The following is a 16,709-nucleotide window of genomic DNA, read 5'->3' as shown; positions in this document are numbered from 1 at the left end:
CCTTCACCCCACCCCCGCTGCGAGCCTTCTGACGCCCGCCGCGAAATCCTTATCGAAATTGCTTCGTTCGCCTTTGCCGGCCGCGCCGCTAACGTGTTCAAAACGGCGGCGGCCCGCCATCTGCATTCCGGCAGGATGCGCACCGGCCGCCGCCATCACGACAACCGCGTCGCGATAACGGAACAGACCGGACGGGCCGCGTGCCCGCACCCCGCCAGGAATGTCCGCATCGCGCGCCCTTCGCGATGCCCATGGCCACGACCGACCGCATCATCGACACGACGCCGCTCGACGTCCGCGCGCAACCGCTGATCGACGCGCTGATCGACGAGTATTCGACCCGTTACAACGCGTATCGCCCCGACAGCCACGCGTCCGCCCGTGAAGAACTCGCACGCTACCCGGCCGAAGCGTTCGCGCCGCCCGAAGGCGCGTTCGTGCTGCTGCTGCGCGACGGCGTAACGATCGGCGGCGGCGCGTTCAAGCGCTACGACGCACAGACCGCCGAGCTCAAACGCATCTGGACCCGCTCGGACCTGCGCCGCCAGGGCCTCGCCCGCCTCATCGTCGAGGCGCTCGAGCTGCGCGCCGCGCAGCAGGGCTATCGCCGCATCTACCTGACCACCGGTTTTCGCCAGCCCGAAGCATGGGCACTGTACGACCGCACCGGCTATACGCGGCTGTTCGATCCGTCGATCGCCCCCGAAGCGTATTTCCACCTGCGGTTCGGCAAGGATCTCGCCGATCCGTCGCGCACGTCGACGCTGGCCGACCTGTGGGCGCCCGTGCCCGAACCGGTGCTGTCGCGCTGACCGCGACCGCCTCCCTGCCTCCCTCCGATCTCCGCTTGCCACCACAGGACGCCTTCATGCAACGAGTCGTACCGCTTTCTTCCCGTGCCGCGCGCACGCTGGCCGCCGCACTGATCGGCCTGACCGCGTTCGCCGCAGCCGCGGCCGCCGCCACGTTCGACCTGAGCCCCGAGCAACGCGGCCGCCCGCGCGGCGTGGCCGATGCGGCGGTCGAGCGCGCCGTGCCCGCGTCGTTCAAGTTCGCCGAGCCCGGCACGCTGACGATCGGCGTTGCGCCGAGCCTGCCGCCGATCAGCTCGTATGCGACCGACGCGCGCACGGTGATCGGCTTCGACGCCGACGTCGGCCAGCTCGTGTCCGACAGCCTCGGCCGCAAGCTGAAGATCGTCGCGCTCGCGTGGGCCGACTGGCCGCTCGCCCTCGAATCCGGGAAAGTCGACGCGGTGATCTCGAACGTCACCGTCACCGAGGAGCGCAAGCAGAAGTTCGATTTCTCGACCTACCGCAAGGACCAGGTCGGCTTCTACGTGCGCAACGACAGCAAGATCCAGGCGATCCGCGAGCCGAAGGACGTCGCGGGGCTGCGCGTCGTGACCGACGCCGGCACCAACCAGGAAAAAATCCTGCTCGCGTGGGATCGCGAGAACGTCGCGCACGGGCTGAAACCCGTGCAGAAGATCCAGTACTACGACGACCAGGCGATGCGTATCGTCGCCGTGCAGTCGGGCCGCGCCGATGCGGTGTTCAGCGTGAACTCGGTGCTCGCGTACCAGAGCGCGCAGCAAGGCAAGACGCGGCTCGTCGGCGCGATCAGCGGCGGCTGGCCGCGCACCGCCGACATCGCGATCGCGACGCGCCGCGGCAGCGGGCTCGCCGATCCGCTCACCGTCGCGTTGAACGGGCTGATCAAGAACGGCCGCTACCAGCAGGTGCTCGACCGCTGGAACCTCGCATCGGAAGCGATCGACCAGTCGCGCACGAATCCGCCGGGGCTGCCGAAGAGCTGAACGCCGCGCACGCTCACCGTCCATTCACGCTCACGCAGGAACGCCGCTCACCATGTCTTATTCGCTTTCGTTGCTGGACAAGAGTCCGATCGCCGACGGCGCGAGCGCCGCCGACGCGCTGCGCTTCACCACGACGCTCGCGCAGCGCGCCGAACAGCTCGGCTACGAGCGCTTCTGGGTCGCCGAACATCACGGCACGCCGGCCTTTGCAAGCTCGGCGCCGGAAATCGTCGTCGCGCACCTGCTCGCGCACACGTCGCGCATCCGCGTCGGCTCGGGCGGCGTGATGCTGCAGCACTACAGCCCGTTCAAGGTCGCCGAAACCTTCAAGGTGCTGGCCGCGCTCGCGCCCGGCCGCGTCGATCTCGGCGTCGGCAAGGCGCCCGGCGGGTTGCCGCTGACCACGCGCGCGCTGCAGTGGTTCCACGACAAGGCGCGCAAGCCGGACTTCGCGGGCCAGCTCGCGGAGCTCGACGCGTTTCTCGGCTGGGGCGTCGCCGAGGATCACCCGCTCGCCGGCGCCGTCGCGCTGCCCGTGCCGCCGCAGGCGCCCGAACGCATCCTGCTCGGCGGCTCGCCGGACAGCGGCGCGCTCGCCGCGCGCCACGGCTGGCGCTTCTGCTATGCCGGGCATTTCAACGGCGACGACGCAAACCTCGAACGCTCGCTGGACGCGTACCGCAGCGCCGGTGGCACCCGGCCGCTGGTCGCGCTGTACGCCGTGGCCGCGCCGACGCGCGACGCGGCCGAGCAGCTGATCGGGCCGCTGAAGATCTTCAAGCTGCAGTTCGCGGGCGGCCAGAGCTTCAATCTCGCCAGCGCGCAGGCGGCCGCCGAATTCGCGCGGCAGAGCGGCGCGTCCGACTACCGGATCGACGAGTTGCGCCCGACGGTGCTGGCCGATACGCCCGAGCGCATCCACCGCGCGCTCGATGCACTGAGCCGGCGGCTCGACGTCGATGCGTTCGTGATCGATTCGCCGGTGACCGACTACGCGGCCCGGCTCGCATCGGTCGAATGGCTCGGCGGCGCGCTGTCGGCCACGCCGTTGCAGGCGGCCCTCGCGGCCGACCGCTCCCTCTCCCCTGACCAGAACGCGTGACGCTCCCATGACCACCCGACGATCGATCCCCTTCGGCCTGATGCTGCAAGGCGCAGGCAGCCACATGAACGCATGGCGGCACCCGAGCAACCCGCCGGACGCGAGCATCAACCTCGACTTCGCGATCGGCATCGCGCGCAAGGCGGAAGCCGCCGGCATCGCGTTCGCGTTCGTCGCGGACGGCCTCTACATCAACGAGAAGTCGATCCCGCACTTCCTGAACCGCTTCGAACCGCTGACCGTGCTGTCGGCGCTCGCAGTCGCGACGAAGAAGATCGGGCTCGCCGGCACGATCTCGACGTCGTACAGCGAGCCGTTCACGGTCGCGCGCCAGCTCGCGTCGCTCGATGCGATCAGCGGCGGACGCGCGGGCTGGAACGTCGTGACGACGCCGCTCGAAGGCACCGCGAAGAATTTCGGCAAGGCGCATCCCGATCACGAACTGCGCTACGAGATCGCCGACGAATACCTCGAAGTCGTGCAGGGCCTGTGGGACAGCTGGGACGACGACGCCTTCGTGCGCGACCGCGCGACCGGCCGCTTCTTCGACCGCGACAAGCTCCACACGCTCGACCACCACGGCCGCTTTTTCCAGGTCGCGGGCCCGCTCAACATCCAGCGCTCGCCGCAGGGGCAGCCGGTGATCTTCCAGGCCGGTTCGTCGGACACCGGCATCGCGCTCGCGGGCAAGTATGCGGATGCGGTGTTCACGCATTCGCCGTCGCTCGACGAAACGGCCGCGTTCACGCGGCGCGTGAAGCAGAGCGCGATCGAGCATGGCCGGCAAGGCAGCGACGTGAAGATTTTCCCCGGCATCGGGCCGATCGTCGGCCGCACCGCGGCCGAGGCCGAGGACAAGTACCAGGCGATCCGCAACCTGCTGACGATCGACGAGGCGCTCGCGTATCTCGGCCGCTATTTCGATCACCACGATTTCACGCAGTACGCGCTCGATGCGCCGTTCCCGGAACTCGGCGAGCTCGGCCGCAACAGCTTCCGCTCGACCACCGACCGGATCAAGGCCGATGCAAAACAGAAAGGGCTCTCACTGCGCGAGACGGCGCTCGCGGTCGCCACGCCGCGCCCGAACTTCATCGGCACGGCCGAGCATGTCGCCGACGAGCTGATCCGCTGGCACGACGCCGGTGCCGGCGACGGTTTCATCCTCGGCTTCGCGGTGCAGGCGCAGGGCGTCGAGGATTTCGTCGAACTCGTGATTCCGGAGCTCGAGGCACGCGGGCGCTACAGCCGCGACCTGCCCGGTGCAACGCTGCGCGACCACCTCGGGCTGCCGCGCAAGGCCAGCCGCCACGCGGCGCCTGGCGCGTCGCACGAAACGGCGGCCGAAGCGCACGCCTGACACCCGCCGCCGCGCCGCCCGCGCGCGGCGCGCCCGCCCGACCGATTCGAGGATTTCCACCGACATGAGCGACACCACCCACCTCGGCGGCGCGCTGCCGCCGCTTTCTCCCCCCGGCGCACGCGACGCCAGCACGCGTTTCAGGATCGTGCCCGCGCGCCACCGGTCGCGCACGGCTGGCACCGTGCTCGCCGTCGCGCTGATCGCGATCGTCCTGCATTCGATTCTCGGCAACCCGCAATGGGGCTGGCCGGTGTTCGCCGAATGGTTCCTGTCGCCGCCGGTGCTGTCGGGGCTCGCGCGCACGCTGGTGCTGACGCTGCTCGGCGCGGTGTTCGGCTTCGTGCTCGGCGCGTTCGTCGCGCTGGCCCGGCTGTCGCGTTCGCGGCTGCTGTCGGCGAGCGCGTGGACGTTCGTGTGGCTGTTCCGCTCGATTCCGCTGATCGTGCTGCTGCTGATCCTGAACAACCTCGGCTACCTGTACGAGCACGTGCGGCTCGGCGTGCCGTTCACGGACATCGTCTGGTTCGACACGCCGACGACCGATCTCATCAGCCCGTTCCTCGCAGCCGTGCTCGGTCTCACGCTGAACCACGCGGCCTTTTCCGCGGAAGTGATTCGCGGCGGCATTCTCGCGGTCGACCAGGGCCAGCTCGAAGCCGCCGCCGCGCTCGGGCTGCCGCGCGGCCGCCAGACCACGCGGATCGTGCTGCCGCAGGCGATGCGTGCGATCCTGCCGACCGCGTTCAACGACCTGATCTCGCTCGCGAAAGGCACGTCGATGGTGTACGTGCTCGCGATGCCGGAGCTGTTCTATACGGTGCAGGTGATCTATCGCCGCAATCTCGAAGTGATTCCGCTGCTGATGGTCGCGACCGTCTGGTACCTGATCATCCTGACCGTGCTGTCGGCCATCCAGGTGCAGGTCGAGCGGCACTATGCGCGCGGCGCGCTGCGCAACCCGCCGCCGTCCGTCATCACGTTCGCGCTTGCGCGTATCGGCGCGCTGTGGCGCCGTGTCGCGTCCCGTCACGCGGCATCGGTCGCCCAGCCTCACGGCGATGGCGACGCGGCGAGCGCCGTTGCACCGCGCGCCGGCGGCGAAGTGGCCGTGCATGGCGTGTCGAAGCAGTTCGGCATGCAGCGCGTGCTCGACAACGTGTCGTTCGTCGCGCCGCGCGGCAGCGTGACCGCGATCGTCGGGCCGTCGGGCTCGGGCAAGTCGACGCTGCTGCGCACGATCAACCATCTCGAACGCGTCGACGACGGCTTCATCGACATCGACGGCGAACTGATCGGCTATCGGCGCGACGGCGACATGCTCTACGAGCTGAAGGAGCGCGAGGTGCTGACGCGGCGCACGGCCGTCGGGATGGTGTTCCAGAACTTCAACCTGTTCCCGCACCTGACCGTGCTCGAGAACCTGGTCGAAGCGCCGGTCGCCGTCGGCGGCATCACGCGCGATGCCGCCGAACGCATCGCCCGCACGCTGCTCGCGCGCGTCGGCCTCGCGGACAAGGCCGATGCATATCCGCGCCAGTTGTCCGGCGGCCAGCAGCAGCGCGTCGCGATCGCGCGGGCGCTCGCGCTGCGCCCGAAGGTGCTGCTGTTCGACGAGCCGACGTCGGCGCTCGATCCCGAACTCGTCAACGAGGTACTCGACGTGATCAAGGAACTCGCGCGTTCGGGCACGACGCTCGTGATCGTCACGCACGAAATCGGCTTCGCGCGCGAAGTCGCGGACAACGTGCTGTTCATGGAGCGCGGGCGCATCGTTGAAGCCGGGCCGCCGGCCGTCGTGCTCGACGCGCCGTCGCATCCGCGTACGCGTGCGTTCCTGTCGCGGGTGCTGTGATGCGCGCCGCTCCCGACCTGCGAGGTGCCGCACGATGACCGATCGACGCCAGTTCATGACCGCCGCGCTGGTCGCGGCAGCGGGCCTGCCGTGGCGCGCGGCGCACGCGGCCGCCGCGACGGCCGATCTCGATCCGCGCCAGGCCGGCCGGCCGCGCGCGCAACCCGACGACGCGGCGATCCGTGCGGCAGCCGCCTACCGCTGGGTACGCGACGGCGCGTTCACGGTCGCGATTTCACCGCATGCGCCGCCCGTGTCGACCTACGCGACCGACGCGCGCACCGTGGTCGGCGCCGATCCCGACTATGCGCAGCTCGTCGCCGACGCGCTCGGCCGCACGCTGGTGCTGCTGCCGATCGCGTGGGCCGACTGGCCGCTCGGGCTGACGTCCGGCAAGTACGACGCGGTGATCTCGAACGTCGGCGTGACCGAGAAGCGCAAGGAAAAATACGATTTCACGACCTACCGGCTCGGGCTGCACGGCTTCTACGTGCGCACCGGCAGCCCGATCGCGAAGCTCGCCGAGCCGACGGATATCGCCGGCCTGCGCATCATCACCGGCGCGGGGACGAGCCAGGAGCGCATCCTGCTCGAATGGAACAAGCGCAACGTGGCGCAGGGGCTGAAGCCGGCCGAGCTGCTTTATTTCGACGACGATGCGGCGGCGCGCGTCGCGCTGCTGTCGGGTCGCGCGGATGCGGAGCTGAACCCGAATGCGTCGCTCGCGTACGAGGCCGCGCGCACGGGCAAGATCCGCCGCGTCGGCGTCGTCAATGCCGGCTGGCCGGCCAACGCCGACGTGGCGATCGCGACACGACGCGGCAGCGGGCTTGCACCCGCGCTGACGCTCGCGACGAACGCGCTGATCGGCAACGGCCGCTACGGGCAAGCGCTCGCGCGCTGGGGTTTGCAGAGCGAAGCGATCGCGCGTGCGGAGACCAATCCGCCGGGGTTGCCGCCGTTTTGACGGCGTCGAAACGTCGACGATCAAAATGACATCGCCCCGGCATCCCGTAACGGAAATGCCGAGGCGAATCGCGGAAGTCCCGTACAACGTTGCGCCGCGATGCGTCTACGCCGTCACCGCCGCGTGATACCGGTCGAGCTCCGCCACGTGCGCATGAATCGCCGGAATCAGCTCGCGCCCGTAATCGAGCGCATCGTCCAGCGGATCGAACCCGCGAATCAGGAACGTCGACACGCCCAGCCGGTAATACGCGCCGAGCGCCTGCGCGACCTGTTCGGGCGTGCCGACCAGCGCGGTCGAATTCCAGCGCGCACCCGTCAGGTTCGCGACACCCATCCACAGCCGCTCGTCGAGCACGTCGCCCTGCGCGGCCGCCGCCATCAGCCGCTGCGAGCCGGCATTCTGCGGCGCATGGCCGGCGATCGGCTGGCCGTTCGCGAGCCGCGCCGCGCGCACGCGCTCGCGGATCGCCTCGGCCTTCTCCCATGCGGCCGCCTCGGTGTCGGCGACGATCGGCCGGAACGACACGCTGATGCGCGGCGCACGGCCGAATGGCGCGGCGGCCGCGCGCACGCGCGCGATCTGCTCGCGCACCGACGCGAGCGGCTCGCCTCACGTCATGTAGACATCGGCATGCTCGCCCGCAACCGCCAGCGCGGCCGGCGACGAACCGCCGAAATAGATCGGCACGTGAGGCCGCTGTGCGCCCTTGACGAGCGGCGACGCGCCGCGCAGCCGGTAGAACGCGCCGTCGTGGTCGACCGGCGCGTCGGCCTGCCAGATCCGTTTCAGCACGTCGAGGTATTCGCCGGTCCTGCGATAGCGCGCATCGTGCGGCACAAAGTCGCCGTCACGCTGCAGGTCCGCATCGTCGCCGCCCGACACGACGTTCAGCGCGAGCCGGCCACCGCTGAATACGTCGAGCGTCGCGATCTGCCGCGCGGCGGCCGACGGCACGATCACGCCCGACCGGTGCGCGAGCAGGATGCGGATGCGCTCGGTCGCGGCGGCCGCGAACGACGCGACGATGAAACCGTCCGCCGCGTTGCTGAAGTGACCGACCAGGATCTGGTCGAAGCCGGCGGCCTCGTGCGCCTGCGCGAAGCGGCGCACGTAGTCGGGCTGGACGGCCGCGCCGCCCGGTACGTCGACCTCCGCGCCGGGTGTCGCGGTGATCATGCCGATGATGTCGACTGGCATGTCGGGGTGTCCTTCGGGTTATCGATCGGGAATCGTGGCCGGGATGGCCCGCTTACTGGGCGGCGGCCGTCTTCTGCGCAGGCGCCGCGAACGCGCCCGCATACGAACGGTCGAGCAGCTTCGACGTGTCGTACGCCGCCGGAATCACGCCAGCCTTGTGCAGGAAGTCGGCCGTGTTCTGCGCGTCCTTCGCGGCCGTTTCGTCGACCGGGCCGACGCGCTGCTTCGCGTTGTTGAGCCAGCGGTATGCGACGTCGGGTTCGAGCTTCGCGCGCTTCGCCCACAGGTCCGCGTACTCGCGCGGATGGTCGTCGACCCACTGGCGCGCGGCAACGACGCGCCGCAGGAAATCGGTGATCTCGGCGCGCTTGCCGGAGGCGGCCTGCTCGTTCGCGGCCACGAAGCTCAGCGCCGGCATCAGCCCCTGCGCGGTCGCCACGGGCCGCGCACCCTGCCGCAACGCGAGCGTGCTGACGAACGGCTCCCACAGCGACACGGCGTCGACCGAACCGTTCGCGAGCGCGTTGGTCGCGTCGATCGGCATCAGGTACGCGTACTTGACCGAATCCGCTCGCAAGCCCGCGTGTTCGAGCGCGCGCAGCACGAGCTGCTGGCTCCACGCGCCGCGCCATACGGCGATGGTCTTGCCCCGCAGGTCGGCCACGGTGCGCACCGGCGAATCCTTCGGCACGAGGATCGCGACGCCGTCGAGGCTCTGCCGCGACACCGCGACCACCTTCACCGGCGCGCCGCGCGCGGCCAGCGTGAGCAGCGCCGAATCGCCGAGGAAGCCCACGTCGATCGCATTGCCGTTCAGCGATTCGGCAACGGGCGCGGCGGCCTGGAAATGCTTCCACTCGATCGTGTAAGGCAGGTCCTTCAGCACGCCGGACGCCTCCATCGACGCCTGGATGTTGAAGTAGTTCTGTTCACCGACGCGCAGCGTGACGGTGTCCTTGGCCATGCCCGGCTGCGCGGCAAGCGCCAGCAAGAGTGCCGTGACGATTCGACTCAACAACGTGATCTCCCGTAGGGTTGGCAGGCGGCCGCGCGAGGGCGGCGCCCCGTGGTCCGCCGTGCACGGTGGCCGGCGAAACGGATGGAACCGCTGAAGATACGTCGATCTCCATCATGAAACAAACGCAATATTCTTCTATCGAAAGATGCAAATGTTTTATGACGCGGCAGGCGTCGCCGGATGCCGCCGGTCGCGGTCGCGGGAACCCGGTTCGAACGAATCCTCGACAGATATTTCGCGCACGAAATAAATCCTGAACTATATTTCGCATACGAAATAACTACCCGAGCGAGGCTGGCCATGACCTCCCAACCGATCGAGTTTTCCGCCGCCGACGGCTACGCGCTGCACGGCACGCTGTGGTCCCCGGACGCGCCGCCGCGCGCGCTGGTGCTGATCCATCCGGCAACGGCCGTGCCGGAGCGGCTGTATGCGGGCTTCGCGCGCTTCCTGACCGAACGCGGCTTCGCGGCGTTCACCTACAACTATCGCGGCATCGGCGCGTCTCGCCCCGCGCGCCTGCGTGCGTTGAAGGCCCGCATGCGCGACTGGATGGAACTCGACGTGGGCGCCGCGACCGCGTGGGCGCGGCAGGCGTACGACGGTTTGCCGCTGCTGGCGGTCGGGCATAGCGTCGGCGGCCATGCGATCGGGCTGTCCGCCGCGACGCCGCACCTGCGCGCGGCCGTGCTGGTCGCCGCGCATGCGGGCAGCACGCGGCTGATCACGCAGGCGGCCGAACGCCTGAAGGTGCGGCTGATCCTGCGTGTGCTCGGCCCGCTGATGTCGGTACTGCTCGGCTACGTGCCCGGCAAGCGGCTCGGGCTCGGCGAGGACATGCCGGCCGGCGTGTTCCGCGAATGGAGCCGCTGGACCACGCTGCCGCACTATTTCTTCGACGATCCGACACTCGGCGCGGCCGAGCGTTACGCGAAGCAGCAGTTGCCGATCCTCGCGCTCGGCTTCGACGACGACCCGTGGGCGAACCCGACTGCGATCGGGCTGCTGGTAAGCTATCTGACCCGCGCGGCGGTCGAACGCCGCCAGATCGATCCGCACGCGGCGGGCAGCGGCCCGGTCGGGCACATGGGCTTCTTCCGCAGCCGCCCCGGCACCGTGCTGTGGCCCGACGTGGCCGACTGGCTCGCGCAGGCACTGGACACGCCGCGCGCCGCACGCCGTCCCTCCCTTTCCATTGCAGCCGGGAACCCAGCTTGAGCGAAGACCGACGACTGTTTTTCATGTTGAACATCGGCCAGCGGCGCGTGCAGCGCTGGATCGACCGCAAGGCGGAGACCGAGACGCGCGCGAGCGCCGCGCAGGCCGGCGCATTGTTCTGTCTCGCGAAACAGGACGGCGCGCTGATCGGTGAAGTCGGCGCCGCGCTGCAGCTTGCGCCGTCCGCGATGACGGGGCTCGCCGACCGGATGGCGAAAGCCGGCCTGATCGCGCGCCACGCCGATTCGGACGATGGCCGCGCGACGCGGTTGTACCTCACCGATGAAGGCCACGCCGCGCTCAAGCGTGCGCGCGTGCTGCTGCGCGAACTCAACGGCAAGCTGTGCGACGGGTTCTCCGACGACGAACTCGATGTCGTCGCGCGATGGCTGCATGCGCTGCAGGAGCGGTTTCCGGCGGAGCGCTGAGCAGCACGATCCCGCATCGCCGCCGGCGCTCAACTGCCCCATCGAAAGCGATTCCGATTCGCATTTTCGATTCGATTTTCATGCCGTCTCGACGGCATTTTTTGCGCGTCCGTCGCCCTCTTCCGGCAACGCTTTCCGGCTACGCACTGTTACAAAAAACTGCCTGCCGTGCGGCAGACGAATCGCCTACATTGCAATCCACCTCGACACATTCGTCGCCTGCCCGGGCAAGGCTTCCCGTCCGGTCGACATCGCAGTCACGCCCGACAATCAATGAAAATGAAAAGGAGTCTTAACCGAAGTGCTGGCGGCGTCCAGCGCACGCGGATTGCGATGACCGAAGCGGCATCCTGAACGACACGTATCGGCCCGATGCGCGGCATACGACGCCGCGCGCCGGATCGCGCTGCCGCGTCGTGCCGCCCCATCGCACCCGCACGTCAACGAGGAGCAGTCCATGCGACGCATGATCGTGTCCCACTCGCTTGTCACCCGCCTGTCCGCCGCGATGGCGATGGCCGCCGCTGCCGCGGCGCACGCCGAACCCGTCGTCGTGTCCGGCCCGAGCCCGTTCGTCGCCTGCACCATCGGCGGCCCCGGCACCAACTACGTGAACGCCGAAGTCGAGCCGTGGCTATCGGTCAACCCTGCAAATCCGATGAACATGATCGGCGTGTGGCAGCAGGACCGCTGGTCGAACGGCGGCGCCCACGGGCTCGTCGCCGGCTACACGTTCGACGGCGGCGCGACCTGGGCACGCACGCCGCAGCCGTTCAGCGCATGCGCGCCGGGCGGGCTCAAGTACGAGCGCGCGTCCGATCCGTGGGTCTCGTTCGGGCCGGACGGCACCGCGTACTCGGTGTCGATCTCGTTCAACCAGTCGAACAACAGCAATGCGGTTGCCGCGTCGGTGTCGTCCGACGGCGGACAGACCTGGAGCAGCCCCGCGGTGCTGATCGCGAACGACGAGCCGACGACGCAGTTCTTCAACGACAAGGAATCGGTCACCGCGAACCCGGTGAAGGCCGGCACGGCCTACGCGGTATGGGACCGCCTCGAGCTGCCGAACGGCAACCCTTATGCGAACCTGCACACGAAGGCGTTCCGCGGCCCGACGCTGTTCTCGAAGACGACCGACGGCGGCAAGACGTGGAGCGCCCCGAAAGTGATCGTCAACGTGCCTTCACGCCAGCAGACGATCGGCAACCAGATCGTGGTCGATCCGAGGAGCGGCACGCTCTACGATTTCTTCGACCTGATCCAGCCTCCGTTCAGCAAGGCGGCCGGCAAGGTGGCGTTCATCAAGTCGACCGACGACGGCGCAACGTGGACGAAACCGCAGGTGATCGCCGGCCTGCAGACGGTCGGCGTCACGGATCCGGTGACCGGCGAACCGGTGCGTACCGGCGACATCATTCCGGAACCCGCGATCGATCCCGCGTCGGGGCAGCTGTACGTCGTGTGGCAGGACAGCCGCTTCAACGGCGGCACGTACGACGAGATCGCGGTATCGACGTCGAAGGACGGCGGCGCGACCTGGAGCGCGCCACAACAGTTGAACACGCCGACCGGACGCCCCGCGTTCAATCCGTCGGTGCGCGTCGACAACACGGGGGCCGTGATGGTCACGTACTACGACTTCCGCGACCTGCAGGCCGGCAACACCACGACGCTGCCGACCGGCTTCTGGCGCAAGATCTCGCATGACGGCGGCACGACGTTCGCCGACGAGCGGCGTGTCGGCGGCCCCTTCGACATGAAGCTCGCGCCCAATGCCGAAGGTTTCTTCATCGGCGACTACCAGGGGCTCGACGTGCTTCCGTCGTCGTCGTTCCATCCGTTCTTCGTCCAGACCAACGCGGGCAACCTGACGAACCGCACCGACGTGTTCTTCGCACCATGACGCTTGCATGACCGCCACGCCGCCGCACGACGCGATGCGTCGCGCGGCGGCGCGTGCGTGTTCACGGCATCAATGCATGTCGGTCAGCACGATGCGCCCGTCGACCTTGCCTTCGCGCAGCTTCGCGAACACGTCGTTGATGTTGCCGAGCCGGTCGCGATGGATATGCGCGCGCACCAGGCCATCGGCCGCGAAGTCGAGCGATTCCTGCAGGTCGCGCCGTGTACCGACGATCGACCCGCGCACGGTGATGCCGTTCAGCACCGTGGAGAAGATCGGCAACGGGAAATCGCCGGGCGGCAAGCCGTTGAGCGCCACCGTGCCGCCGCGCCGCACCATCCCGAGCGCCTGCGCGAATGCGCTGCGCGACACGGCCGTGACGAGCACGCCGTGCGCACCGCCGATCTCCTTCTGGATCACCTTGGCCGGATCGTCGATCGACGCGTCGATCGTCAGTTCCGCGCCGAGCTGCCGCGCCAGCGCGAGCTTGTCGGGTGAAATGTCGATGGCCGCGACGTGCAGCCCCATTGCGCGCGCATACTGCACGGCCACGTGCCCGAGACCGCCGATGCCGGAGATCGCGAGCCATTGGCCCGGCCGCGTATCGGTGACGCGAATGCCCTTGTAGACGGTGACACCCGCGCACAGGATCGGCGCGATCTCGTCGAACGCGACCTGCGCGGGCAAATGGCCGACGTAGTCGGGATCGGCCAGCACGTATTCCGCGTAGCTGCCGTTCACCGAATAACCGGTGTTCTGCTGGCCGTGGCACAGCGTTTCCCAGCCCGTGTGGCAGTACTCGCAATGGCCGCAGGCCGTGTAGAGCCAGGGCACGCCCACGCGGTCCCCCTCGCGCACGTGCGTGACGCCCGCACCGACCGCCGCGACGATGCCCACGCCTTCATGCCCCGGAATGAACGGCAACGTCGGCTTGACGGGCCAGTCGCCGTCGGCCGCGTGCAGGTCGGTATGGCATACGCCCGATGCCTTGATGTTGACGAGGATCTGGCCGGGCCCCGGCGTCGGCACGGGCACTTCCTCGATGCGCAGCGGTTCGCCGAATGCGTGCACGACGGCCGCTTTCATGGTTTGGGTCATAGGTCGCTCCTGCCTGGTCGATGAGCGACCCAGTATCCGGCTTCGGAATCGACGGACGTTGATACGTATCAACACGCAGGGCAATGCATGGCGATGGCCATCGCTACAAGACGTCGCACCGTTGCGCGACGCTGAATCGCACCGGCTCCTGATTCAGGCGCGGATGTCCGCGTCCGCCGCATCGATCGGCACCGGGCCGCTTCCGGCGAGCCGCTTCGACGGACACCGAACGCGGGCAACACGCACGTGGCCGACGTATCGGCAACGCGTCGGCGCGCGCACCGAAATCACGCGGTTCTGGCGATCGTTCGGAACACCACGCAGGCCGTTTCCGCTCCCGCCACCATTTCACCCTTCCGACAGAAACCCGACAGGATCCCGCCGTCCGGCTTGGATTTTGAAATGATATAACATATCATTTCGCGTGCCCGTCCAGCTGACGCCGTTCCACTTCGGGTGGCCGGGCCTCGCCGAGCCATGTTCCAACGGGTCACTGCGCGTCGCAGACGCAACAATATATCGTATCCAGCCGTGATCCGCATCGCTCGTTATCCGATCCGATTCCAACCGATTCACCGACCATGCGCGACCTCCCTCGTCTGCCGCTTCGCCCGCTCTCGTCCCTTTCGCTGATGCTGTTCGCCGCCGTCGCGCACGCGCAGACCGAACCGCCCGCCGCGTCCGGCACGCCGCCGGCCACCGCGCTCGCCCCGATCTTCGTGACCGCGAACCCGCTCGGCGACAACGAGCTGATCGCGCCGACCGCGCAGCTTTCCGGCGATGCGCTGACGCGCCGCCAGGCCGATTCGCTCGGCGAAACGCTGAACGGGCTGCCCGGCGTGTCGACCACCACCTACGGGCCGATGGTCGGCCGCCCGATCATCCGCGGGATGGATGGCGACCGGATCCGGCTGCTTCAGAACGGCGTCGCGGCGTACGACGCATCGTCGCTGTCGTACGACCATGCGGTGCCGCAGGACCCGCTGTCGATCGAACGCGTCGAGCTCGTGCGCGGCCCGGCTGCGCTGCTGTACGGCGGCAATGCGGTGGGCGGTGTCGTCAACACGATCGACAACCGGATTCCGCGCGAAGCGATCCAGGGCGTGACCGGCGCGCTCGACGCGCGCTACGGCGGCGCGAATTCGGTGCGCGCGGGCGCCGCGCAGGTCGAAGGCGGCAACGGCCGCTTCGCGTTCCACGTCGATGCGTTCGACCGCGAGACGAGCAAGCTGCGGATTCCCGGCTACGCGCGCAGCAGCGCACAACGCGCGATCGACGGCCCCGACGCGCCGCAGCCGTACGGCAACGTGCCGAACAGCGACGGCCGCGTGCACGGCGGCGCGGTCGGTGCGTCGTACACGTGGGCGGACGGCTTCGCGGGGCTGTCCTACAGCGGCTACGAATCGAATTACGGCTCCGTCGCCGAAAGCGACGTGCGGCTGCGGATGCGCCAGGAGCGCCTCGCGCTCGCGTCCGAGGTGCGCAACCTGAGCGGGCCGTTCACGAAGCTGAAATTCGACTTCGCGTACACCGACTACCGCCACAAGGAAGTCGACAACGGCGAGACCGCGACCACCTTCCGCAATCGCGGCTACGAGGCGCGCATCGAGGCAACGCATCGCAAGATCGGCCCGTTCGAAGGGGCGATCGGCGTGCAGTTCGGCCGGAACACGTTCTCCGCGCTGGGCGACGAAATGCTCGTGCCGTCCACGCGCACGAACAGCGTCGCGCTGTTCGGCCTCGAGGAATGGCAGGTCGTCCCGGCGCTCAAGCTGAGCCTCGGCGGCCGCTTCGAACACGTGAAGGTCGATCCCGATCCGGCCGGCGTCGAGAAATTCGCGGGGGCGCAGCCGCGCGAATTCAACGCGGGCAGCCTGTCGGCCGGCGCACTGTTCTCGCTGACGCCCGTGTGGTCGGTGGCGGCCAACGTCGCGTACACCGAACGCGCGCCGACCTTCTACGAGCTGTATTCGAACGGGCCGCACGATGCGACCGGCCAGTTCCTGATCGGCAACCCGAACGCGTCGAAGGAAAAGGCGGTGTCGACCGACCTGTCGCTGCGCTATGCGAGCGGCCCGAACCGCGGCAGCGTCGGTGTGTTCTACAACCGCTTCTCGAACTACCTGACCGAGTACAACACAGGCCGCGTGGTGAACGACGACGGCGAGCCGGTCGCGCCCGGTACCGACGGCTCGCTCAACGAGGCGATCTACCGCGGCGTGCGTGCCGAGTTCTACGGCATCGATCTGGACGGCAAGTGGCGCACCTTCGCGCGGCACGGCCACACGGTCGACCTGGAACTGACCGCCGACTACACGCATGCGCGCAATGTCGACACGGGCCAGCCGCTGCCGCGCATCGCGCCGCTGCGCGCGACGCTCGCGGCCAACTACGGCTACGGCCCGTTCGGCGCGCGTGCGCAAGTCACGCATGCATGGTCGCAACACCGCGTGCCCGACAACGATTTTTCGACGGACGGCTACACGTCGCTCGGCGTGATGCTCACCTACAAGATCCGCGTCGGCCCGACGCACTGGCTCGCATACCTGCGCGGCGACAACCTGACGAACCAGGAGATCCGCTATTCGACCTCGGTCGTGCGCGGCTTCGCGCCGCAAGGCGGCCGCAGCGTGATGGCCGGGTTGCGCACCACGTTCTGACCCTCTCATGGTCCGCGGCGCCCGCCGCGGGCCTCGTTCCGGCGCACTCTCCCTGCGCCGCGAATTTCCGTTGATCCGTCA

The 16,709-nt window shown here is 68.8% G+C and carries 13 protein-coding genes and 1 pseudogene; 11 read left to right on the top strand and 3 right to left on the bottom strand.

What is annotated here, in order from left to right; all coding sequences use genetic code 11:
* Positions 1-251: 251 nt before the first annotated feature.
* The 6 genes from C5O79_RS24310 (at position 252) to C5O79_RS24285 (ending at position 7,103) form a co-directional block, all read left to right on the top strand.
* A complete protein-coding gene (locus C5O79_RS24310) occupies positions 252-812 on the top strand; it encodes a GNAT family N-acetyltransferase (protein WP_047849944.1) in 561 nt (186 codons plus the stop codon).
* Between the two features lie 56 nt (positions 813-868).
* The gene (locus C5O79_RS24305; protein WP_122475875.1) at positions 869-1,819 is read left to right on the top strand and encodes an ABC transporter substrate-binding protein; all 951 of its coding nucleotides are present in this window, start codon (positions 869-871) and stop codon (positions 1,817-1,819) included.
* A 52-nt stretch (positions 1,820-1,871) separates the two neighbouring features.
* Entirely contained in the window at positions 1,872-2,921 is a 1,050-nt protein-coding gene (locus C5O79_RS24300; RefSeq protein ID WP_122475878.1) for an LLM class flavin-dependent oxidoreductase, read from the top strand.
* Between the two features lie 7 nt (positions 2,922-2,928).
* A complete protein-coding gene (locus C5O79_RS24295; protein ID WP_039357693.1) occupies positions 2,929-4,281 on the top strand; it encodes an LLM class flavin-dependent oxidoreductase in 1,353 nt (450 codons plus the stop codon).
* Positions 4,282-4,345: 64 nt separating this feature from the next.
* Positions 4,346-6,136 (top strand): amino acid ABC transporter permease/ATP-binding protein, encoded by a 1,791-nt coding sequence (locus C5O79_RS38840; protein WP_122475882.1) that lies wholly within the window; start codon positions 4,346-4,348, stop codon positions 6,134-6,136.
* Between the two features lie 34 nt (positions 6,137-6,170).
* On the top strand, positions 6,171-7,103 hold the full coding sequence (locus C5O79_RS24285; RefSeq protein WP_047849941.1) for an ABC transporter substrate-binding protein: 933 nt from the start codon (positions 6,171-6,173) through the stop codon (positions 7,101-7,103).
* A gap of 105 nt (positions 7,104-7,208) precedes the next feature.
* On the opposite strand, the pseudogene C5O79_RS24280 reads toward C5O79_RS24285, so the two are convergent.
* Positions 7,209-8,303 (bottom strand): annotated as a pseudogene (locus tag C5O79_RS24280) (LLM class flavin-dependent oxidoreductase).
* A gap of 52 nt (positions 8,304-8,355) precedes the next feature.
* Positions 8,356-9,321 (bottom strand): ABC transporter substrate-binding protein, encoded by a 966-nt coding sequence (locus C5O79_RS24275; RefSeq protein WP_174242144.1) that lies wholly within the window; start codon positions 9,319-9,321, stop codon positions 8,356-8,358.
* 300 nt (positions 9,322-9,621) lie between these two features.
* On the opposite strand from C5O79_RS24275, the gene C5O79_RS24270 reads away from it, so the two are divergent.
* The 4 genes from C5O79_RS24270 (at position 9,622) to C5O79_RS24255 (ending at position 12,870) form a co-directional block, all read left to right on the top strand.
* Positions 9,622-10,539 carry an alpha/beta hydrolase gene (locus C5O79_RS24270; protein WP_122475884.1) on the top strand — a complete coding sequence of 306 codons (918 nt, stop codon included), beginning with the start codon at positions 9,622-9,624 and terminating at the stop codon, positions 10,537-10,539.
* On the top strand, positions 10,536-10,967 hold the full coding sequence (locus C5O79_RS24265) for a MarR family transcriptional regulator (RefSeq protein WP_122475887.1): 432 nt from the start codon (positions 10,536-10,538) through the stop codon (positions 10,965-10,967). Before C5O79_RS24270 ends, C5O79_RS24265 begins: the two co-directional genes overlap by 4 nt.
* Positions 10,912-11,244 carry a hypothetical protein gene (locus C5O79_RS24260; protein ID WP_131931814.1) on the top strand — a complete coding sequence of 111 codons (333 nt, stop codon included), beginning with the start codon at positions 10,912-10,914 and terminating at the stop codon, positions 11,242-11,244. Before C5O79_RS24265 ends, C5O79_RS24260 begins: the two co-directional genes overlap by 56 nt.
* A gap of 180 nt (positions 11,245-11,424) precedes the next feature.
* Positions 11,425-12,870 carry a sialidase family protein gene (locus tag C5O79_RS24255; RefSeq protein WP_122475892.1) on the top strand — a complete coding sequence of 482 codons (1,446 nt, stop codon included), beginning with the start codon at positions 11,425-11,427 and terminating at the stop codon, positions 12,868-12,870.
* 69 nt (positions 12,871-12,939) lie between these two features.
* Here C5O79_RS24255 and adhP read toward each other — a convergent pair whose 3' ends face one another.
* A complete protein-coding gene (adhP, locus tag C5O79_RS24250; RefSeq protein WP_047849938.1) occupies positions 12,940-13,968 on the bottom strand; it encodes an alcohol dehydrogenase AdhP in 1,029 nt (342 codons plus the stop codon).
* 581 nt (positions 13,969-14,549) lie between these two features.
* Here adhP and C5O79_RS24245 point away from each other — a divergent pair.
* Entirely contained in the window at positions 14,550-16,628 is a 2,079-nt protein-coding gene (locus C5O79_RS24245; RefSeq protein WP_236862327.1) for a TonB-dependent receptor, read from the top strand.
* The last annotated feature ends 81 nt before the right edge of the window (positions 16,629-16,709 follow it).

Origin of the sequence: Burkholderia sp. SRS-25 (assembly GCF_004343765.1) — a bacterium.
In the GTDB taxonomy this organism is placed as follows: Bacteria; Pseudomonadota; Gammaproteobacteria; order Burkholderiales; family Burkholderiaceae; genus Burkholderia; species Burkholderia contaminans.
Note: the sequence above shows the minus strand (reverse complement) of the source record. Positions and strands in the feature narration are given on the sequence as shown.